Annotated in this window: 19 protein-coding genes, 1 other RNA gene and 1 pseudogene; 13 read left to right on the top strand and 8 right to left on the bottom strand. The window is 66.7% G+C overall.

What is annotated here, in order from left to right; translation table 11 throughout:
- Nucleotides 1–11 precede the first annotated feature (11 nt).
- From ACN2C7_RS02910 to tldD, 4 genes are read left to right on the top strand one after another with little or no spacing between them, the layout of a single operon-like run.
- Nucleotides 12–338, top strand: a complete 327-nt coding sequence (locus ACN2C7_RS02910) for a PadR family transcriptional regulator (RefSeq protein WP_419319730.1) — start codon at nt 12–14, stop codon at nt 336–338.
- Nucleotides 335–901 (top strand): DUF1700 domain-containing protein, encoded by a 567-nt coding sequence (locus ACN2C7_RS02905; protein ID WP_419319729.1) that lies wholly within the window; start codon nt 335–337, stop codon nt 899–901. The genes ACN2C7_RS02910 and ACN2C7_RS02905 overlap by 4 nt, the downstream gene beginning before the upstream one ends.
- A 10-nt stretch (nt 902–911) precedes the next feature.
- Nucleotides 912–1709, top strand: a complete 798-nt coding sequence (locus ACN2C7_RS02900; RefSeq protein ID WP_419319728.1) for a GIN domain-containing protein — start codon at nt 912–914, stop codon at nt 1707–1709.
- Between the two features lie 51 nt (nt 1710–1760).
- Entirely contained in the window at nt 1761–3191 is a 1431-nt protein-coding gene (gene tldD, locus ACN2C7_RS02895; RefSeq protein ID WP_419319727.1) for a metalloprotease TldD, read from the top strand.
- A 206-nt stretch (nt 3192–3397) separates the two neighbouring features.
- On the opposite strand, the gene ACN2C7_RS02890 is transcribed toward tldD, so the two are convergent.
- Nucleotides 3398–5296: a peptide MFS transporter gene (locus tag ACN2C7_RS02890; protein WP_419319726.1), complete on the bottom strand. Its 1899-nt coding sequence runs from the start codon at nt 5294–5296 to the stop codon at nt 3398–3400.
- Nucleotides 5297–5482: 186 nt separating this feature from the next.
- Here ACN2C7_RS02890 and ACN2C7_RS02885 point away from each other — a divergent pair, with 186 nt between their 5' ends.
- Both ACN2C7_RS02885 and ACN2C7_RS02880 read left to right on the top strand, forming a co-directional pair.
- Entirely contained in the window at nt 5483–5989 is a 507-nt protein-coding gene (locus ACN2C7_RS02885; RefSeq protein ID WP_419319725.1) for a DUF427 domain-containing protein, read from the top strand.
- A gap of 207 nt (nt 5990–6196) precedes the next feature.
- A complete protein-coding gene (locus ACN2C7_RS02880; RefSeq protein ID WP_419319724.1) occupies nt 6197–6358 on the top strand; it encodes a hypothetical protein in 162 nt (53 codons plus the stop codon).
- Nucleotides 6359–6463: 105 nt separating this feature from the next.
- On the opposite strand, the gene recR is transcribed toward ACN2C7_RS02880, so the two are convergent.
- From recR to ffs, 4 genes are all read right to left on the bottom strand, one after another.
- On the bottom strand, nt 6464–7072 hold the full coding sequence (recR, locus tag ACN2C7_RS02875) for a recombination mediator RecR (RefSeq protein WP_419319723.1): 609 nt from the start codon (nt 7070–7072) through the stop codon (nt 6464–6466).
- Between the two features lie 40 nt (nt 7073–7112).
- Nucleotides 7113–7442, bottom strand: coding sequence for a YbaB/EbfC family nucleoid-associated protein (locus ACN2C7_RS02870; RefSeq protein ID WP_419253054.1), 330 nt, complete (start codon nt 7440–7442; stop codon nt 7113–7115).
- 49 nt (nt 7443–7491) lie between these two features.
- Nucleotides 7492–9321: a DNA polymerase III subunit gamma/tau gene (locus tag ACN2C7_RS02865; RefSeq protein WP_419319721.1), complete on the bottom strand. Its 1830-nt coding sequence runs from the start codon at nt 9319–9321 to the stop codon at nt 7492–7494.
- 85 nt (nt 9322–9406) lie between these two features.
- An RNA gene (gene ffs, locus ACN2C7_RS02860) (signal recognition particle sRNA small type) lies at nt 9407–9499 on the bottom strand.
- A gap of 86 nt (nt 9500–9585) precedes the next feature.
- Here ffs and nudC point away from each other — a divergent pair.
- On the top strand, nt 9586–10527 hold the full coding sequence (gene nudC, locus ACN2C7_RS02855; RefSeq protein ID WP_419319720.1) for an NAD(+) diphosphatase: 942 nt from the start codon (nt 9586–9588) through the stop codon (nt 10525–10527).
- Between the two features lie 134 nt (nt 10528–10661).
- Here the strand turns inward: nudC and ACN2C7_RS02850 are convergent, their stop codons facing one another.
- On the bottom strand, nt 10662–12116 hold the full coding sequence (locus ACN2C7_RS02850) for an AMP nucleosidase (protein ID WP_419319719.1): 1455 nt from the start codon (nt 12114–12116) through the stop codon (nt 10662–10664).
- A 209-nt stretch (nt 12117–12325) separates the two neighbouring features.
- Here ACN2C7_RS02850 and ACN2C7_RS02845 point away from each other — a divergent pair, with 209 nt between their 5' ends.
- Both ACN2C7_RS02845 and ACN2C7_RS02840 read left to right on the top strand, forming a co-directional pair.
- Nucleotides 12326–13585: a dicarboxylate/amino acid:cation symporter gene (locus ACN2C7_RS02845; RefSeq protein WP_419319718.1), complete on the top strand. Its 1260-nt coding sequence runs from the start codon at nt 12326–12328 to the stop codon at nt 13583–13585.
- 171 nt (nt 13586–13756) lie between these two features.
- Nucleotides 13757–14173, top strand: coding sequence for a DUF6491 family protein (locus ACN2C7_RS02840; protein WP_419319716.1), 417 nt, complete (start codon nt 13757–13759; stop codon nt 14171–14173).
- A gap of 3 nt (nt 14174–14176) precedes the next feature.
- On the opposite strand, the gene ACN2C7_RS02835 is transcribed toward ACN2C7_RS02840, so the two are convergent.
- Nucleotides 14177–15052, bottom strand: a complete 876-nt coding sequence (locus ACN2C7_RS02835; RefSeq protein ID WP_419319714.1) for a 2-dehydropantoate 2-reductase — start codon at nt 15050–15052, stop codon at nt 14177–14179.
- Nucleotides 15053–15121: 69 nt separating this feature from the next.
- On the bottom strand, nt 15122–16162 hold the full coding sequence (locus ACN2C7_RS02830; RefSeq protein ID WP_419319712.1) for a ribonucleotide-diphosphate reductase subunit beta: 1041 nt from the start codon (nt 16160–16162) through the stop codon (nt 15122–15124).
- 133 nt (nt 16163–16295) lie between these two features.
- Here ACN2C7_RS02830 and ACN2C7_RS02825 point away from each other — a divergent pair, with 133 nt between their 5' ends.
- From ACN2C7_RS02825 to ACN2C7_RS02810, 4 genes and pseudogenes are all read left to right on the top strand, one after another.
- Nucleotides 16296–16973, top strand: a complete 678-nt coding sequence (locus tag ACN2C7_RS02825; protein WP_419319711.1) for a glutathione S-transferase family protein — start codon at nt 16296–16298, stop codon at nt 16971–16973.
- Between the two features lie 93 nt (nt 16974–17066).
- Nucleotides 17067–17306 (top strand): hypothetical protein, encoded by a 240-nt coding sequence (locus tag ACN2C7_RS02820; RefSeq protein ID WP_419321530.1) that lies wholly within the window; start codon nt 17067–17069, stop codon nt 17304–17306.
- A pseudogene (locus ACN2C7_RS02815) lies at nt 17297–17469 on the top strand (hypothetical protein). Before ACN2C7_RS02820 ends, ACN2C7_RS02815 begins: the two are co-directional and overlap by 10 nt.
- A 568-nt stretch (nt 17470–18037) precedes the next feature.
- Nucleotides 18038–19084, top strand: coding sequence for an aspartate-semialdehyde dehydrogenase (locus tag ACN2C7_RS02810; protein ID WP_419319710.1), 1047 nt, complete (start codon nt 18038–18040; stop codon nt 19082–19084).
- The last annotated feature ends 9 nt before the right edge of the window (nt 19085–19093 follow it).

Raw genomic sequence — 19093 nt, 5'->3', positions numbered from 1 at the left:
GCGAGGACCAAGTGCCGGAAGCCATTGAAATACAACTGAAGAAAGGCGTGCTGGCGCTCTGTGTGCTGGCCCTGCTGTCGAAGGCCGACAGCTATGCCTACGAGATCGCCAGCAAGCTCGCGAAGGACATCGATATGGGGGAGGGAACAATCTATCCGCTGATGCGCCGCATGCAGTCGGACGGCCTGGTGGAGACCTATCTGGTCGAATCCCAGAGCGGCCCGCCGCGCAAATATTACCGCCTGACGTCGGCTGGCCGCGCCAGCTTCACGCAGCAGAAGACCGAATGGGCCGCCTTCACCACGGCCGTCGAAGACATCCTGGGAGCCGCCGCATGACCCGTATCGAGTTCATGTCCCGGCTGCGCCGGGGTCTGGCCGGTCTGCCCGCCACCACGATCGCCGACATCGTCGCCGATCACGAGGCGCACTTCGCCGACGCCATGGCCGAAGGCCGCAGCGAGGCCGAAGCCGCCGCCGCCCTGGGCGACCCCGACCGTCTGGCCCGCGAACTGCGCGCCGATGCGGGCCTGAAGCGCTGGGAAGAGGCCAAGAACCCCGCTGCAGCCGGCGCGGCGATCATCGCCCTGATCGGCCTGGGGGCGATCGACATCATGTTCCTGCTGCCCATGCTGATGGGCGTGCTGGCGGCGCTGTTCGGTTTCCTGGTCGCCGTGGTCGCCCTGTTCGTCTCGGGCGGCTTCGTGTTCGCCATGGGACCATTAGCCGCGCCTCCGGGCGGGCCGCTGACGGCCTTGCTGGCCGGTGTGGGCCTGATGGCCGGCGCCACCTTCCTGGGCGCCCTGCTCACCATCGTCACGGTGGGCCTCTTCAACGCGGTCGTCTGGTACGGCCGCCTGCACTTCCGGCTGCTCAAGCCGGCCATCGAAAACCAAGGCTGAGGGGCCCGTCATGATCCGTAATGCGCTCATCATCGGCGGAGCCAGCTTCGTGCTGATGCTCGGCAGCTTCGCCGGCGTCGCCGCCCTGGCCGGTCCGGTCATTCTCAAGGACGGCTGGACCATTCCCTTCGACCATGTCGGCGACGGCGAGTTCCGGAGCCGTCATGTCGATATCAGCGGCGCGAAGGCCTCGCCGATCGTCTCGCGCCAGCTGGCCTGGACCAGCGAGACGCTGACGATCGACCTGCCCATCGACGTGACCTATGTGCAGGGTCCGGTCGCCGGGGTCGAGATCCGGGGCCCCAGGGCCGTCGTCGATCGCCTGCGTGTCGAGGAAGGCCGCATCAGCCTGACCGACGGCGACGGCGATCACTACGACCTCAATGCCGACAGCCTGACCATCGACCGCAACGGCGTCCGCTTTCACAGCAACGCCGATCAGACGCGGATCGTCGTCACCGCGCCCAACGTCAACAGCTTCACGCTGGAAAGCTCGGGCGATCTGGCGATCCAGGGCTACAATCAACCGGCCCTGACCCTGGCGCTGAATGGCAGCGGCGACATCAACGCCTCCGGCCAGACCACGGGCCTGGTCGTGGCCACGGCGGGATCGGGCGACGCCGAGCTCGACGAACTGCAGGCGCTGAACGCCGATATCGCCCTCTCCGGCAGCGGCGACGCCGATATCTCGACCAGCAACACGGTCAAGATCGCCATCTCGGGCAGCGGCGACGTCAGCCTGCGCCGCCAACCCCTCAGCGAGACCAGCACGATCAGCGGTTCGGGTTCGGTGCATCACAACTACTAACGACAAGGGGGCGGGGTGACGGAACGGCTTCGAACGCTTACCTGTAGGCGCATGAACGCTCCGATCTCCGCCCCCTCCCTGCTTGACGCCGCTGGCGTCGATCCCGATCGCGCCCGCAAGATCCTAGGCGAGGCTCTGGCCGGCGCCGATGACGGCGAGCTCTTTATCGAGCGCTCCGAGAGCGAGGCCTTCGTCTTCGACGACGGCCGCCTGAAAAGCGCCTCTTATGATTCGGGCGAGGGTTTCGGCCTTCGCGTCGTGGCCGGCGAGACCGCCGGCTACGCCCACGCCGCCGAGATTTCCGAGGCCGCCCTCGGCCGGGCCGCCGCCTCGGCCAGCCTCGCCAAGCGCGGCTATGCCGGCGTCAGCGCCGAGGGGCCCCGTTCGACCAACGAGCGGCTGTACGGCGAAGACGATCCCCTCGCCTCACCCGCCTTTTCCGACAAGATTTCGCTGCTGCAGGAAATCGACGCCTTCGCCCGGGCCCGCGATCCGCGCGTCGTCCAGGTGATGGCCTCGATGGCCGGCGAGCGCCGGGTGATCGAGATCCTGCGCGCCGACGGCAAGCTGGTGCGCGACGTCCGCCCGCTGGTCCGCGTCAATGTGCAGGTCACCGTCGAGAAGGACGGCAAGCGCGAGAGCGGCTCGTCAGGGGCCGGCGGTCGCGCCGGCTTTTCGGCCTGGATCAGCCCCGACCGGTGGCAGCATCAGGTCGACGAGGCCCTGCGCCAGGCCCTGGTCAATCTGGACGCCATCCCCTGCCCCGCCGGCGAGATGGACGTGGTCCTAGGCTGCGGCTGGAACGGCATCCTGCTGCACGAGGCCGTCGGCCACGGCCTGGAAGGCGACTTCAACCGCAAGGGCATTTCGGCCTTCTCCGGCCGCATCGGCGAGCGAGTGGCGGCCCCGGGCGTCACCGTGTTCGACGACGGTTCGCTGCCGGGCCGTCGCGGCTCGCTGACCATCGATGACGAGGGCACCCCCACCGAGCGCACCATCCTGATCGAGGACGGCATTCTGGTCGGCTACATGCACGACCGCATGAGCGCCCGGCTGATGGGCATGCAGGCCACCGGCAACGGCCGCCGCCAGTCCTATGCCCACATGCCTCTGCCGCGCATGACCAATACCGGCATGCTGGCCGGCAAGGACGATCCGGCCGAGATGATCGCCTCGATGAAGCGCGGCCTCTACTGCGCCAATTTCGGCGGCGGCCAGGTGGACATCACAAACGGCAAGTTCGTCTTCCAGTGCACCGAGGCCTATCTGGTCGAGGACGGCAAGATCACCGCCCCGGTCAAGGGCGCCACCCTGATCGGCGACGGCCCCAGCGCCCTGACCAAGGTGACCATGATCGGCCACGACTTCGACTTCGACCCCGGCATCGGCGTCTGCGGCAAGTCGGGCCAGGGCGTGCCGGTCGGCGTGGGCCAGCCGTCGCTGAAGATCACCGGCCTGACGGTGGGCGGCACGGCGGTTTAGGGAACAGATCAAACCTTTGTCATCCCGGAAGCCTTACAGAGGCTGTCCGGGACACAGGGCAGCCGCAGAGCATCGGCCCCTGGGTCCTGGCTCTCCGCTTCGCTTGGACCGGGATGACAAGCTTTTTGGCATGGCGTGACCGCTCACGCAGAGCCCAACAAAAAAGGCCCCGGATCGCTCCGGGGCCTTTCGTGTTTGCAGAGTCTCTAGTGGATCTTCGTGGCGCTATCCACGGGCGCGGCGTCGGTGTCGTCCGAGCCGTGCGACCACTTCTTCAGCCACGGGGAGAGGGCCAGGAACAGCACCCCGATGCCGATGGCGATCAGGCCGATGACGTTGAACACCTCCAGCGAGGTGGCCAGGGCGGCGGCGGGATCCAGCACCTGGCCGCCGACGGTTTCGGTGGTGGTCAGTCCGGCGATCATGCCGCCGATATACTGGGCGATGGCCACGGCCAGGAACCAGACGGCCATCATGAACGACACCACGGTGGGCGGCGACAGCTTGGTCATCTGCGACAGGCCGACGGGCGACATGCACAGCTCGCCCGTGGTGTGCAGCATGTACATCACCACCAGGAACACCAACGGCAGGCGGAAGGCCCCGTCGGCGAAGGTGGCGCCGATCTGCAGCACCAGGAAGCCCGCCCCGACCTGGATCAGGGCCAAGCCGAACTTGACTACGGGGTTCAGGTCACGGCCGCGCTTGCCCAGCCAGGTCCACAGGAAGGCGAAGACCGGGGCGAAGATCAGGATCCAGCCGGCGTTCAGGGCCTGGGTCTGGGGCGCGTTGAAGCTGGTGTTGATCCAGAAGGTCGAGGCCTTGTCGATGCCGGCCGCGACCAGTTGCTCGGAAGTGGCCAGGGTGACCGCGCCGCCGAACCACTGGACCGGGGCCTGGACCAGATCGAGCTGGACATTGGTGGCCGCGAACAGGCTGAGCGACGAGCCGGCCTGCTCGAACAGGGTCCAGAACACCACCGCGCCGAAGATCAGGAACACGGCCAGGGCCAGGCGTTCACGCTCTTCCTTGCCGCACTTGGCGAACATGAACCACAGGATGTAGCCCAGTGAGGCGGCGATGCCCGCGATCAGGGCCGCGCCGACCACGGGGTTGCGCTGCACTAGGAAGAAGACGCCGACCACGCCGACCAGCGACAGGGCGTAGATCACCATCTCGCGGTCGATGGGGCCGACCACCTTGGCCTTCAGGGCCTTGGGTTCCGGCGGCTCGCCCTTGCCCATCAGCAGCGGCTTGCCCAGCACGAAGACGACGAAGCCGGCCAGCATGCCGATCCCGGCCAGGCCAAAGCCCGCCCACCAGCCCACCGTGACGCCCAGCAGGCCGCACAGGATCGAGGCCCAGAACGAACCCAGATTGATGCCGTAATAATAGAGGGTGAAGCCCGGATCGCGGCGCGGATCGCCCTGCGGATACAACTGGCCGACGATGGTCGAGATGTTGGGCTTGAGGAAGCCGACGCCGACGATGATCAGCGACAGGGCCAGCCAGAAGATGTTGAGGTACAGCGGGTCGCGACCCTTCACGTCCAGCTTGTAGTCAGCCTTGGCCAGAACGGCCGGCAGCGGCGCGTCGGCGGGCAGGCCCTTGACCTCAAAATCACCGGTCTTGGTGGCGGCGACGTCATAGGGTTTGCCGGCGACGACCAGCTTGGCGACCAGTTGCTGTCCCCGGCCCTCGGCCTGGAACTCGTAGGTCGCGCCCTGATAGGTCAGGGTCTGGACGGCGGGCTTGCCCTCGATGGCCATGGTCAGATGGCCGGCCACCAGCAGAATCGCGCCGAACGCGACCGCCTTGCGGGTGCCCAGATACTTGTCGGCCAGGAAGCCGCCAATCAGCGGCAGCAGGTAGACCAGCGAAGTGTAGGAGCCGTAGTGGGCCGAGGCGGCCTTGGGTTCAAAGAGGAAGTGCTGGGTGAGGTAGAAGATCAGGATAGCCCGCATGCCGTAATAGGAGAAACGCTCCCACATCTCGGCAAAGAACAGGATGAGCAGCCCCTTTGGGTGCTGTCGGAGAAGCTGGATGAGCACGGGAATGCCGGTCACAAGGGTGACCAGGATGCCCAGGGCGATAACGATGTTCATACACTAACCTTGACGTGATGAGGGGTCGGGGCGGCCGTTACGGTCGTTTCACCCTCGCCTCCCCCAGTTCGCGGGGAGAAGATCACGCGACAATGCGTTTAACAAGCAATGGCTTGCCAGCCGGTAGCCGAGTTCGCGTCTCGGGCGTTAAGCAAGCACGCCCATTCCACGCGCGGGAGAAAACCGATGAAGACGCCTGACGAGAGCCATCCGATCACGATCGAGCGCGAACCGGCGCGCGTGCGCGTGCTGTTCGAGGGCCACGAGATCGCCGACAGCGGCGACGTGGTCGTGCTGCGCGAGGCCGGCTATCCGCCGGTGCGCTATTTTCCGCGCGATGACGTGCGGATGGTGTTCCTGCGCCGCACCGACAAGGTGACGCACTGTCCCTACAAGGGCGCTGCGGCCCATTTCTCGATCTATCGCGACGGCAAGCTGATCGACAACGCCGTGTGGTCCTACGAGGACCCCTATCCCGCTGTCGGCGGGATAGGCGGCCGCTTGGCCTTCTATCCGCAACATGTCGAGTTCGAGACCGGGGCCCATACCGCCGCCGAGACCGAGTCTCTGGATATCGCCGAGGTCGTCCGCCACACCGACAGCGGTTCGGGCGCCAGCCAGGCCGAGCGCTGGGCGCCGACCGTCGATGGCCCGGACGGCGAGCCCGCGAAGCCTTCGCCACCATTGGGATAGAATTGTATAAACTGAGGCAATTGAGGTTGAATTACCCTTTTGCTCCAGGAGACTTTACTCAAAGAAGGTAAAAGATTCCATCCCGGCCGCTGGCATGGGGCGCTTTGACGCGTTACGCCTGTCCTCGAACCACCGTAAGGATTGGTTAAGCGTCCAGGGCGTTGCATGGCTCCGACGTGATCGCATTGAGCCTCCAACAGAGAGGCGATGGAGGAAGCCGTGGCCTATATCAGCTTTGAACAGGCGCCGTCCGTCAGCGCCGCTCGCAAGATCGCCGCGCCGCGCCTGGCCTGGGGCCGCATCGCGATGGTCGGCTGCAGCCTGGCCTTCTGGGTCGGCCTGGCGTTCGCGATCCGCTCGATCCTCTAGAGCATTTTCCGACGAAGTGGACGCCGGTTCGTCGTTAGAAAATGCGTTAAAACAAAAGACTAGAGCATTTCACCGATCCATTTGGATCGAAAAATGCTCTAGGCCTCAGGCGGGGCGCCGGGCTCTCAGGGCCTGGGCGATCGTGCCGTCATCCAGCCAGTCCAGATCGCCACCGACCGGGACCCCACGCGCCAGCATCGTCACCGAGACGCCTGAATTCGAATGGGCCAGGCGATCGGCCAGATAGTGCGCCGTGGTCTGGCCATCCACCGTGGCCGGCAGGGCCAGGATCACCTCGACCACCTCGCCGCCCGCCACCCGCGCCAGAAGCTCGCCGATTCGCAGCGCCTCGGGTCCAATCCCGTCCAGAGCCGACAACAGGCCGCCCAGCACGTGATAGCGGCCCTTGAACTGACCGCCGCGCTCCATGGCCCACAGCGAGCCGACCTCCTCGACCACGCAGATCAGCCGGCCGTCGCGCGTCTCATCGGCGCACACGGCGCAGGGCTCGGTGGTGTCCAGAGAACCGCAGACCGAGCAGGTGCGCACCTTGGTCTGGGCGTCGACCATGGCCGCCGTCAGCGGAGCCAGCAGCGTGTCGCGCTTCTTGAGCAGCGCCAGCGCCGCCCGCCGGCCCGAACGCGGCCCAAGCCCCGGCAGCTTGGACAGCAGGGCGATCAGGCGCTCGATCTCGGGTCCGGCGGAAGCGGCCATTCTTTTCCTTGAAAATCCCCTTCCAACGGAAGGGGTGGTCCTAGAACTTCATGCCCGGCAGACCGCCCATCATCCCGGCCATCGGGCCGGCGGCGTCCTGCATCAGCTGGGCCTGGGTAATATCGAGCTTTCTCTTGGCGTCGGCGTGCGCGGCCACGATCAGGTCCTCGATGACCTCGCCTTCGCCCGGCGCGACCAGGCTTTCGTCGATCCTGACCTTGGCCAGTTCGCCCGTGCCCTTCAGCGTGACCGTGACCATGCCGCCGCCCGAGGCGCCCTCGATCAGGGTCTCGGCCAGCCGCGCCTGGGCGTCGGCCAGTTTCTGCTGCATCTCCTGAGCCTGCTTCATCAGGCCGCCGAGGTCTTTCATGGTCTGCTCCGTCTCAAAAACACGCTCCCTTTGATAGGGAAGGGAGAAATCAGTCCTCGACCTCGTCCGGCTCGATCGGCGCCAGTTCGGGGCCAGGGATCTTGCGGACCTCAAGCTCCGAGCCCGGAAAGGCGCTGAGCAGGGCGGCCACGAAGGGGTCGGCCTTGATCTGGGCCATCGCCTCGCGGTCCTCGCGCTTCTGGCGTTCCATCAGGGTCTCGGCCCCGCCGCCGCCCTCGGCGGCGACCAGCCAGGGCTGGCCGGTCCATTCCTTCAGGGCCCGCACCAGACGTCCGGCCAGATTGCCGGGCGCGCCGGGGGCGGCCTCATAGGTGATGGCGCCCGGCCGGAAGCTGATCGGACGGACAAATTGCTCGACATCCAGCCGCAGGCCGATGTCGCGCTTGGCGGCGATCAGGGCCAGCACATCGTCGAACGAGGCCAGCACCGGCATGGCCTGGGCCGCCGGCGAGGCCATCGAAACAATCTGGGCGCTGGCGCCGCTGGAGCCGCCGCCGCCGCCGCCCGACGAGCCGCCGCCGGGCGCGCCGCCGACGGAGGTCCCGTCGCGCATCGCTTTCAGGGCTTCTTCGGGACCGGGCAGATCGGCAGCATAGCACAGGCGGATCAGGGCCATCTCGGCGGCGGCCATGGCGTCGGGCGCGCGGCGCACCTCGTCATGGGCCTTCAGCAGCATCTGCCATAGCCGCGACAGCGTGCCGGCCGAGGTATGGGCGCCGATAGCGGCCAGACGCGCGGCCTGCTCCTTGGGCAGGGTCAGGGCGTCGGGCCCCAGGGCCTTGGCCACGGCCGAGCCGTGGCAATGGTCCAGCAGGTCCAGCATCACCACCGCCGGATCGGCGCCGAAACCCCACAGGGCGCGGAAGCCTTCCAGGGCGTCGGCGGGCTTGCCGCTCATCACGGCCTCGAACAGGGCGATGGTCTGGCCGCGATCGGCCAGGCCCAGCATGTCGCGGATCACGGCGGCCGAGACGGTGGCCCCACGATCGGCCTGGACGATGGCCTGGTCGAGAAGGGACAGGCCATCGCGCACCGAACCCTCGGCGGCCCGGGCGATCAGGGCCAGGCCGTCGGCGTCGACCCGCGCGCCCTCCTTGGCGGCGATCCTGTCGAAGTGCTTGACCAGCACGTCCGGCTCGACCCGGCGCAGGTCGAAGCGCTGGGTGCGCGACAGGATGGTCACCGGCACCTTGCGGATCTCGGTGGTGGCGAAGATGAACTTGGCGTGCGGCGGCGGCTCTTCCAGCGTCTTGAGCAGGGCGTTGAACGCCGCCGTCGACAGCATGTGCACTTCGTCGATGATGTAGACCTTGTAGCGCGCCTCGACCGGGGCGTAGCGCACCCCGTCCAGCAGCTCGCGCATCTCGTCGACCTTGGTGCGCGAGGCGGCGTCCAGTTCCAGGACGTCCATGTGCCGGCCTTCGATGATCGAGCGGCAGTGATAGCCGTCGACCGTCAGATCGACAGAAGGCTGATGGACGCTGTCGCTCTCGTAGTTGAGGGCGCGGGCCAGCAGGCGGGCGGTCGTGGTCTTGCCCACCCCCCGCACGCCGGTCAGCATGAAGGCGTGAGCGATGCGGCCGCTGGAGAAGGCGTTGGCCAGGGTGCGGACCATGGCCTCCTGGCCGATCAGGTCCTCGAAGTTGCGCGGCCGATATTTGCGGGCCAGCACGGTATAGGCCGCATCCGGATCGCTCGGGGCTTCGACAGCGACCGGCCGCGGCGCGGCGGCGACCGCAGCGGCCGGGGGCTCAACCGGCGGCGCGCCGAAGATGTCGGCGGTATTGGCGTCCCGCTCGGCGGGCTCTTCTTCCCATGGCGGCGCGGAATCGGCTGTGAGGTCGTCGTGGTCGGCCATGGCGACAACTCTAGTGCGCCAGAGCGCCCAGCAAAAGGCTCGGTAGAGCCCGGCGGCGATCTGCTGACAGATTTAAGGGAAAAGGTGGAGACCGGCGGACGACCCGAAGCTTGGCTCGTTGTGGCTGCTGCCTCTCGGCCCTGACCAGATTGGCGAGGGCTCCGCCCGTCACCGATCTCCGAGGCCTATATCGCGACTCATGACGGACGATGCAAGTCCGTGCGACGTCGTGACGACTCTTCTCGGCTGGGCTACAGAAATCGCATGGCCCTTTCGATCATCACCAACACCTTCGCCGGCAACCCTTTGGACCGCTCAAGCGAGCGACGCAGCGACCCGTCCTGGCTGGCCGAGAAACTGGCCGACGCCGGCTCGCTGGCCGTGGCGGTGTGGAACGGCAAGCCCTTGGTCGAGGACGTGCTGGGCGAGGACGGCCAGCCGACCGGAGCCCAGATCGCCTATCTGCGCGCCGACATGGCCCAGGAGCTGGCCGGCGGAGACGAAAAGCTGCTGTTCCTGGGCCTGTGGAAGGACATCGCGGTGTTCGCCGTCGATCTGGACGGCAATGCCGATCCGGCCGAAGGGCCGCTCAAGGGTCTGGGCCGCTTCGAGGAACTGCGCGGGATCGCCGCCTCGATGCCGCAGGCCGACGCCGGCATCCTGGCCACCGCCCGCTCGATGTTCGAATGGCGCCGCCGCCATCGCTGGTGCAGCGCCTGCGGCCAGCCCTCGGGGGTCGGTGACGGCGGCTGGAAGCGCATCTGCCCCGCCTGCAAGGCCGAGCATTTCCCGCGCACCGACCCGGTGGCGATCATGCTGGCGGTGCACGAAGACAAATGCCTGCTGGGCCGCCAGGCCCTGTGGCCGCCCGGCATGTTCTCGGCCTTGGCCGGCTTCCTGGAGCCCGGCGAGACCATCGAGGAAGCCTGCGCCCGCGAACTGATGGAAGAGGCCGGCCTGACGGCCACCTCGGTGCGCTACCACTCCAGCCAGCCCTGGCCGTGGCCCTCGTCGCTGATGATGGGCCTGATCGCCCAGGTCGACAGCGCCGACGCCAGGCCTGACCAGACCGAGCTGGAAGAGGTGCGCTGGTTTACCAAGGAAGAAGCCGGGGCGCTGATCAAGGGCGAACTGGACGGCGTGTTCGCCCCGCCGGCCCTGGCGATCGCCCATCAGCTGATCAAGGCGTGGGTGGAGGAGATTTAGGAGCCACTCGCCCCCTCCTGGCTGCTTCGCAGCCGTCCTCCCCCGGAGGGGGAAGACGCTCTCATCTGGCCCCTACGGGGGCGGACGACCTGCGAAGCAGGTCAGGTGGGGGCAAGTGATCGCCCCATCCGCTCCTACCTAAACGGAGGCTCGTCAAACGCCCGCAGTTTGCGCGAGTGCAGGTTCGCGCCCTCGTCCAGCAGCAGCTTGCAGGTCAGGATGCCGATCTGCAGATGCTGGCTGATCGCCCGCTCGTAGAAGGCGTTGGCCTGGCCCGGCAGCTTGATCTCGCCGTGCAGCGGCTTGTCGGACACGCACAGCAAGGTCCCGTACGGCACCCGGAAGCGATAGCCCTGGGCGGCGATGGTGGCCGACTCCATGTCGATCGCCACGGCGCGGCTCTGGTTGAAGCGCAGGGCCGACAGGCTGTGGCGAAGCTCCCAGTTGCGGTCGTCGGTGGTGACCACCGTGCCGGTGCGCAGGCGCTTCTTCAGCTGGTCGCCGCTGTCGCCGCTGATGGCTTTCGAGGCGTCATACAGGGCGCGCTGCACCTCGGCGATCGACGGCACCGGGATTTCCGGCGGCAGCACGGCGTCCAGCACATGGTCATCGCGCAGATAGGCGTGGGCCAGCACATAGTCGCCGATGGTCTGGGTGTCGCGCAGGCCGCCACAGTGGCCGATCATCAGCCAGGCCTGGGGACGCAGCACGGCCAGGTGGTCGCAGATGGTCTTGGCGTTGGACGGGCCGACGCCGATATTGACCAGGGTGATGCCCGTGCCGCCCTTGCCCATCAGGTGGTAGGCCGGCATCTGGTGCTTGCGCCAGGTCGACTCGGCCACCGCCAGGTCGGGATTGGCGGTGTCGGCGGTGATCATCAGCCCGCCCGAGCACGACAGGCCCTCATAGCGCGTGCCCGGCTCCGCCAGCTGCTCAATGCCCCAGCGGACGAACTCGTCGACATAGCGGTGATAGTTGGTGAACAGGATGAACTGCTGCACGTGCTCGGCCGGGGCGCCGGTGTAGTGCTTCAGGCGGGCCAGCGAGAAGTCGGTGCGCAGGCCGTCGAACAGGGCCAGCGGCCGGGTCTCTTCCAGGGCCGCGTCCCAGACGCCGTCGGCGATCTCGTCGCCGATGAAGGCCAGGTCCGTGGTCGGGAAGAACCGCGCGATGTCTTCCGAGCGCACATCGGCCTGGTTGAGGTCGATGCTGGCGTCCAGCACGTAGGGATAGGGGATCTCCTGACGCGAGCGATCGACCTCGATCTCGACGTCGAAATCATTGAGCAGCAGGGTCAGTTGCTCGACCAGATAGTCCTTGAACTGATTGGGCTTGGTGACCGTGGTCGCATACACCCCGGGACGGCTGACCCGGGCATAGGACCGCGCCAGCTTGGGCGGCAGGGCCTCGGGATCATAGATCAGACGCAGTTCGGGATAGGCGAAGGTCCCGTCGAAACGCTGCTGCGGATCAGGCCGCGCACCGGTTTCGAGATAGGCCTTGAGGGCGGTCCGGAGGGCGCCCACGGCGCGCTCGTATTCCTGATTCAGCTGTTCAACGACAGCGATTGCTTTTTCTTGGTTTGACATGGGCTCTTATAGCGATGTTTCGCGACATTGGCGAGACTGCCCCCTTCGCAGGCGCGAAGGGCATGGACGAACCCGCGCGCGTCGGCCACAAGGACGGACATGCTCAAGACTGAGGCGGGCCATGGCGGGTTCATGCTCGCGGTTCGTCGGACAGGTCAGAGCTGAAAAGACTGCTCGCGCCGTGCGGCGCGGCGCCCGAGGGGAGCTTCATGAACAAGCGTTTCGCCTATCTGATCATCGCGTCCATGGTCCTTGGGGTCACGGTGGGCTGGGCCTGCAACCAGTTCCTTGATCCGGTCGCCGCCAAGGCCGCAGCCGGCAATCTGTCGATCATCACCGACATCTTCCTACGCCTGATCAAGATGATCATCGCCCCGCTGGTCTTCACGACCCTGGTGGCCGGCGTCGCGCACATGGAAGACGCCGCCGCCGTCGGCCGCATCGGCGCCAAGACCATGACCTGGTTCATCGGCGCCTCAGCCGTGTCCCTGGTGCTGGGCCTGCTGATGGTTCACCTGCTGGATCCGGGCGCGGGCCTGAACATGGCCCACATGGACATCGTCGGCGCCAAGACGACGGCCACCACCGAGGCCTTCACCCTCAAGGGCTTCATCACCCATCTGGTGCCGACCTCGATCTTCGACGCCATGGCCAAGAACGAGATCCTGCAGATCGTCGTCTTCTCGCTGTTCGTCGGCACCGCCGTCGCGGCCCTCGACGACAAGGCGCCCAGGGTTCTGGAGCTGGTCGAGCAGGCCGCCCAGATCATGCTGAAGGTCACGAGCTTTGTCATGAAGCTGGCCCCGCTGGCCATCTTCGCGGCCCTGGCCTCGACCATCGCCACCCAGGGCCTGGGCATGCTGGCCACCTATGGCAAGTTCGTGCTCGGCTTCTACCTGACCATGGGCGTGCTGTGGGCGCTGCTGTTCCTGGCCGGCGCCGCCGTGCTGGGCAAGCGGGTGATCCCGCTGTTTGGCGTGATCCGCGACCCCACCCTGCTGGCCTTCTCGACCGCCAGTTCGGAAGCCGCCTATCCGCGCATCCTCGACAGCCTGCCCAAGGTGGGCGTGCGCCGCCGCATCGTCAGCTTCGTGCTGCCGCTGGGCTATTCGTTCAATCTCGACGGCTCGATGCTGTACTGCACCTTCGCCACCATGTTCATCATGCAGGCGCACGGGGTGGAGCTGACCGTGGCCCAGCAGATCTTCATGCTGCTGCTGCTGATGGTGACGTCCAAGGGTATCGCCGGCGTGCCGCGCGCCTCGCTGGTGGTGATCATGGCCACCCTGACCTATTTCGGCCTGCCGGAAGCCTGGATCGCTCTGGTCCTGGGCGTCGACCACCTGCTGGACATGGGCCGCTCGGCCACCAACGTGGTCGGCAACAGCGTCGCCGCCGCCGTGGTCGCCAAATGGGAAGGCGAACTGGACGACATGCCCGAAGACGACGCCCAGCCGGCCAAGGCCTGATCCTCGCGCCAAACCGGCCCTATCGACACGACAGACGGCCCGCCTCGCACCCCGAGGCGGGCCGTTTCCGTTCGGCCGCGCAGCCCTATTCAGTAATTACTGCACAAGACCGTTGACATGGGCCCGCCAAAGCCCAATCTTCAGGTCAGGGGGCTGATTAGGATGACAAAAATGCGCAAGATCATGCCTGTCACTCGCGCCGGCATCATGGCCCTGACGGCCGCCGGCCTGCTCGCCTCGACGGCCCACGCCCAGACCAGCGCTCCGGCGCAAGCCAAGCCACGCCCGCCCTGCTTCTCGCTGTCAGACTGGCATGGCTGGAGCTCGCCACGCCGCGACGTGCTGTACATGAAGATCCGCAACAAGGACGTCTATCGCCTGGACCTGACCAGCGGCTCCAACCAGCTGGGCTCGGCCGGCACGCATATCGTCAGTGTAGTGCGCGGCAGCGACCGGGTCTGCCATCCCATCGATCTGGACCTGCGGGTCTCCGACGGCATGGGCTTCGCCATGCCCATCCGCGCCAAGACCATCACCAAGCTGACGCCCGAGGAAATCGCGGCGATCCCCAAGAAGGACCGGCCCTAGCCTCTAGGAAGCGGCCGCCGCCTTGATCAGCGCCACCACCATGGCGTTGGCCGGCGTGGCGATGCCGTGCCGGGCGCCGCGACGCACGATCACGCCGTTGCGGGCGTCCAGCTCCATCGGCCGTCCCGCCAGGCGGTCGGCGTGCAGCGAATTGACCGAGTCCGGCGCGGCGCCGCGATAGCCGGCGATCACCGCGTCGGGCAGGTCGTCGGGCAGGTCCGCGCCCTCGGCCCGGCCCACGGCCACGCATTCGGCCACCAGGGTCCGCATCACCTGGGCCGCGCCCTCGTCATGGGCCAGGCTCGCCGGCTTCAGCACCAGGGCGTTGACCGCCCCGGCGCAGTTGAGGGCCAGCTTCTTCCACGCCTGCGTCGTGAAGTCCGCCGTGGTCGAGACCGCGATGGGCGTGTGGGCGAACAGGGCCACAAAGGCGCGGCCGGCCGCGTCGTCCGGAACCTGGATCCAGCCGTCGCGGCGCTGCAGGATGCGGCCCGGCGCACTGCGCTCGGCGGGGATGTCGACCACCGCCGGCACGATGCGCTCGGCCGGCAGGCGATCCAGGAACGGCTCGACATGCTCGACCCCGTTGCGCAGCACGGCCAGCCGGGTTTCGGGACCCACCAGGGCGTCCAGCCAGCCCTGCGCCGAAGCGGTGTCATAGGTCTTGGTGGCGATCAGCACCCAGTCGACGGGGCGGGCCTTGGCCGGATCGGTCAGCACCGTGGGGGCGGCCGTGATCACCCCAGCGGGCGTTTGGACTTCCAGGCCGTCGAACGGGGTGCGAGCGCAGACCGTGACCGACAGGGCCGGACTCTGGGCCAGCCACGCGGCGATGGTCCCACCGACCGCGCCGGGTCCGATCAGGGCGATGGTGGTCATGGCGGCGACTCCAAAACGAAAACGCCGCCCTGATAGAGGGCGGCGTTTCCTACGTCACGTTGCGAAAAATCATTCCGCCGGCAGCGACGGCTCCGAACGCTTGGCCATCAGCTGTTCGAAGCTGGACCACACGCCTTCGCCGCCATGCCACTGACCCCGGGTCGCGGCCTTGGAATATTCGGTGGAGCGCGCCTCGAAGAAGTTGGCGTGCTCGACACCACTCAGCAGCGACTGCAGCCACGGCAGCGGGTTTTCCTTGATGCCATAGACTTCCGGCAGCTGCAGCTGGCGCAGGCGCCAGTCGGCGATGAAGCGGATATATTGCTTGATGTCTTCCGGGGTCATGCCCTGGACCTCGCCGGCTTCGAAGGCCAGGTCGATGAACTTGTCCTCCAGGGCCACCACGGTCTTGCAGCAGTCGACGATGTCGTCGGCCACGGCCTTGGTCACAGCGCCGGTCTCGGCGTTGAAGGCGTGGTAGAGCTTGATGATGCCTTCGCAGTGCAGGCTCTCGTCGCGGATCGACCACGACACGATCTGGCCCATGCCCTTCATCTTGTTGAAGCGCGGGAAGTTCATCAGCATGGCGAAGCTGGCGAACAGTTGCAGGCCCTCGGTGAAGCCGCCAAACATCGCCAGGGTGCGGGCGATGTCGGCATTGGTCTCGACGCCGAACTTCTGCATGAAGTCGTGCTTGTCGCGCATGGCCTCATATTCGAGGAAGGCCCCGAACTCGCTTTCCGGCATGCCGATGGTCTCGAGCAGCAGGGCGTAGGCCGCGATATGGATGGTCTCCATATTGGCGAACGACGACAGCATCATCTTCACTTCGGTGGGTTTGAACACCCGGCCGTAGCGCTCCATGTAGTTGTCGGCGACCTCGATATCGGCCTGGGTAAAGAAGCGGAAGATCTGCGTCAGCAGGTTCCGTTCCTTGTCATTGAGCTTGACGGCCCAGTCCTTGAGGTCCTCGCCCAGCGGCACCTCTTCGGGCATCCAGTGGACCTGCTGCTGCTTCTTCCAGAACTCGTGAGCCCACGGATAACGGAAGGGCTTGTAGGCTGCCGAAGGCGTCAGGAGGCCAGGAAGGGTGATAAGCTTGGCGGACATCGGCAGCGGCTCCAGGGACGGGCGGACACGAATCGGACGGACGAGTTAGGCTCTCTTCGTACCGCAGCCAACAGGTTCATCTAGTGGTCAGTTGGTCGCAGCACACAACATGTTGTGGGTAGATTGCTAATCGATGGTTAACGCAGCATACACCATTTACGGCGCGCTTGGCTCGGGTTCCGTGCCTGTCGAAGCCACTTTGACCCTGCTGGGGCAGCCCTACGCGGTCATAGAGGCGCCGACCTGGGAAGGCGAGTCCGAGCAGGCCAAGGTGGCCGTGGTCAACCCGCTGAAGCAGATCCCGGCCCTGGTGACCCCGGCCGGCGAGACGATCACCGAGAGCGCCGCCATGCTTATCTGGCTGGCCGACCGCCACCCGCAGGCCAGCCTAGCCCCGGCGTTGGATTCACCGCTCCGCGCCCAGTTCCTGCGCTGGATGACCTTCATCCCGGCCTCGATCTATTCGCTGTTCTGGGTGCGCGATGATCCCTCGCGGCTGGTCGGCGACGACGCGGCGATGCAGGCCCGGGTCAAGGCCGCCACCGCCGAGCGCATCCTCGACTGCTGGGCGATGATGGAGAGCCAGCTTGAGCCCGGCCGCTACCTGATGGGCGACCAGATGACCGTGCTCGACCTCTATGTCGCCGTCGTCAGCCGCTGGGGGCCCCGGCGGGTGCGGTTCTACGAGGTCGCGCCGCGGATGGCGGAGGTGGTTCGGCGGGTCGACGCCGATCCTCGGCTCGCGGGGTTCTGGGCGGAGCGGTTTCCGTTCTTCGACGGGTGGGAGCGGTTGGGGCAGCAGGTGGGGTAGGTTGGCCGGACCGTCGAGTATCCGGCGCATAGCACCAGCTTCTGATTTCGGTGGGCGTTGCGAACATAGCGCTCGGATGCAATCTTTCCGATTATGACCTCGTTCGCTCAAGCCATGCTGATACTTTTCATCGCCGCTTGGTTTGTGAGCCTTGCAGGCTGGCTTTACGGAACTCGCTTTTTTCTTCCGATTTGGGCGAAGGGCTTCCGGAAGGTGGACAGGCACAAGGGCTATGCGCGGAAAGCCGCGCTCGGATACGCAGTTTTCGTGTCAGCTATCATCTTTGGTTTCGCCATTGGTGGCTTGGCGCAGCTTGCTGGTGGCTGGCAGTAACCGCCAACCAACCATCAGCCGACACAAAATTTCCTTGTCATCCCGGCCGTAGCGCAGCGGAGAGCCGGGACCCAGAGCAACTGCAGTGCGCCGGCCCCTGGGTCCCGGCTCGCGCCTTCGGCGCGTCCGGGATGACAAGGTTTTTGATTGCCGACCAAATTAGAAGGCAACATTCGACAACAACCCTTCGCCACCCATCCGCCCCGGATGCGGCCACGCCTCAAACCCTTGCTGGTGAGCCTGCTCTGGCGGTCATTTGAGCAACCCGAACAGCCCTGTGATCGTCTCGCCGTGAGATTAAAGGAGGCCTCCTTCTCCGGAGAGAAGGACGTCTACGCGAACTCAAAACCCCCGCTCTCCCCGGCGAAGGCCGGGGCCCAGATTCATCCGGGGCGTCTGGGGTGTTCGCGCCTTCAGCCTCGCTAGCCCTTTGGAGTCAGCGGGTTCGATCTGGACCCCGGCCTTCGCCGGGGAGAGCGGAAGAAGGGGCGCCCTCCCCCAAACCCCCACTTTACGAACCCAAGCTTCACCGCTAGAAACCCCGCCGATGCACATCGCCGCGACCACTATTATGACCCCAAAAACGACCCGCTTCGGTGGGGCGTCTTCGGGTCTGTGCGCGATCTAGTCCGCATCCCGAATTCAGCCCCGCCGATGCGCGGGGCGGCTCTCATCTTCCAGAGATCCCGACAGCTCCCCGCGCCTCCGCACTTTCCAGGAGACGTACCCCCGTGAGCTTCAAGTTTTCCAGATCCAATCCCCCGCATGTCGGCGTCGTCGGCGCCACCGGCCTGGTCGGCGGCATGATGCGCGAGCTGCTGGCGGAGCGGAGCTTCCCGCTGGCCTCACTGCGCCTGTTCGCCTCGCCCCGCTCGGCGGGCACGAAGATCGCGTTCCAGGGCCGCGAGATCACCGTCGAGAACGCCGAAACCGCCGACTTCACCGGTCTGGACCTCGTGTTCTTCTCGGCCGGCGGCGACACCTCGCGCGACCTGGCCCCCAAGGCCGCTGCGGCCGGGGCGATCGTGATCGACAACTCCTCGGCCTGGCGCGGCGATCCGGACGTGCCGCTGGTGGTCAGCGAGGTCAATCCGCACGCTCTCAACGCCATCCCAAAGGGCATCGTCGCCAATCCCAACTGCACCACCATGGCCGCCATGCCGGCCCTGAAGCCGCTGCACGAGGCCGCCGGCCTCAAGCGCCTGACGGTCAGCACCTATCAGGCCGCCTCGGGCGGCGGGGTGGCCGGCATCGAGGTGCTGGCCAGGCAGTTGGCCGCCGGCGCCAAGGGCGATGTGGCGGGACTGGCCCTGAGCGGCGACGCCGTCGCCCTGCCGCCGCCCGAGAAGTGGGCCGTGCCCCTGGCCTATAACGTGGTGCCGCTGAACTACGTGCTGGCCGAGGACGGCTATACCGAGGAAGAGCTGAAGCTGCGCGACGAGACCCGCAAGATCCTCGAAATCCCGGGCCTGCCGGTGTCCAGCACCTGCGTGCGCGTGCCGGTGTTCACCGGCCATTCGCTGTCGATCAATGCCGAGTTCGAACGGCCCATCTCGGTCGAGCAGGCCACGGCCCTGCTGGCCGCCGCGCCGGGCGTGGTGCTGGACGATGTGCCCAACCCGCTGGCCGCGACGGGCCAGGATCCGGTGTTCGTGGGCCGCATACGCCCCGACCCGACCGTGGCCCACGGCCTGGCGCTGTTCGTCACCGGCGACAACCTGCGCAAGGGCGCGGCCCTGAACGCCGTGCAGATCGCCGAGGTGATGCTGGACCAATAGACGCCCGGC

The sequence above is a fragment of the Caulobacter sp. ErkDOM-E genome, assembly GCF_048541895.1.
In the GTDB taxonomy this organism is placed as follows: domain Bacteria; phylum Pseudomonadota; class Alphaproteobacteria; order Caulobacterales; family Caulobacteraceae; genus Caulobacter.
The sequence above is the reverse complement of the archived record's forward strand: the minus strand, read 5'-3'. Positions and strand labels throughout refer to the sequence as shown.

What these genes read in the sequence shown, in the direction of transcription:
- nudC (WP_419319720.1), top strand. Translation starts at nt 9,586, where the DNA reads ATGGCCCTTTCGATCATCACCAACACCTTCGCCGGCAACCCTTTGGAC.
- ACN2C7_RS02885 (WP_419319725.1), top strand. Translation starts at nt 5,483, where the DNA reads ATGAAGACGCCTGACGAGAGCCATCCGATCACGATCGAGCGCGAACCG.
- ACN2C7_RS02845 (WP_419319718.1), top strand. Translation starts at nt 12,326, where the DNA reads ATGAACAAGCGTTTCGCCTATCTGATCATCGCGTCCATGGTCCTTGGG.
- ACN2C7_RS02880 (WP_419319724.1), top strand. Translation starts at nt 6,197, where the DNA reads ATGGAGGAAGCCGTGGCCTATATCAGCTTTGAACAGGCGCCGTCCGTC.
- ACN2C7_RS02840 (WP_419319716.1), top strand. Translation starts at nt 13,757, where the DNA reads ATGCGCAAGATCATGCCTGTCACTCGCGCCGGCATCATGGCCCTGACG.
- ACN2C7_RS02850 (WP_419319719.1), bottom strand. Translation starts at nt 12,116, where the DNA reads ATGTCAAACCAAGAAAAAGCAATCGCTGTCGTTGAACAGCTGAATCAG.
- ACN2C7_RS02905 (WP_419319729.1), top strand. Translation starts at nt 335, where the DNA reads ATGACCCGTATCGAGTTCATGTCCCGGCTGCGCCGGGGTCTGGCCGGT.
- ACN2C7_RS02900 (WP_419319728.1), top strand. Translation starts at nt 912, where the DNA reads ATGATCCGTAATGCGCTCATCATCGGCGGAGCCAGCTTCGTGCTGATG.
- ACN2C7_RS02820 (WP_419321530.1), top strand. Translation starts at nt 17,067, where the DNA reads ATGACCTCGTTCGCTCAAGCCATGCTGATACTTTTCATCGCCGCTTGG.
- ACN2C7_RS02870 (WP_419253054.1), bottom strand. Translation starts at nt 7,442, where the DNA reads ATGAAAGACCTCGGCGGCCTGATGAAGCAGGCTCAGGAGATGCAGCAG.
- recR (WP_419319723.1), bottom strand. Translation starts at nt 7,072, where the DNA reads ATGGCCGCTTCCGCCGGACCCGAGATCGAGCGCCTGATCGCCCTGCTG.
- ACN2C7_RS02825 (WP_419319711.1), top strand. Translation starts at nt 16,296, where the DNA reads ATGGTTAACGCAGCATACACCATTTACGGCGCGCTTGGCTCGGGTTCC.
- ACN2C7_RS02835 (WP_419319714.1), bottom strand. Translation starts at nt 15,052, where the DNA reads ATGACCACCATCGCCCTGATCGGACCCGGCGCGGTCGGTGGGACCATC.
- ACN2C7_RS02830 (WP_419319712.1), bottom strand. Translation starts at nt 16,162, where the DNA reads ATGTCCGCCAAGCTTATCACCCTTCCTGGCCTCCTGACGCCTTCGGCA.
- ACN2C7_RS02865 (WP_419319721.1), bottom strand. Translation starts at nt 9,321, where the DNA reads ATGGCCGACCACGACGACCTCACAGCCGATTCCGCGCCGCCATGGGAA.
- tldD (WP_419319727.1), top strand. Translation starts at nt 1,761, where the DNA reads ATGAACGCTCCGATCTCCGCCCCCTCCCTGCTTGACGCCGCTGGCGTC.
- ACN2C7_RS02890 (WP_419319726.1), bottom strand. Translation starts at nt 5,296, where the DNA reads ATGAACATCGTTATCGCCCTGGGCATCCTGGTCACCCTTGTGACCGGC.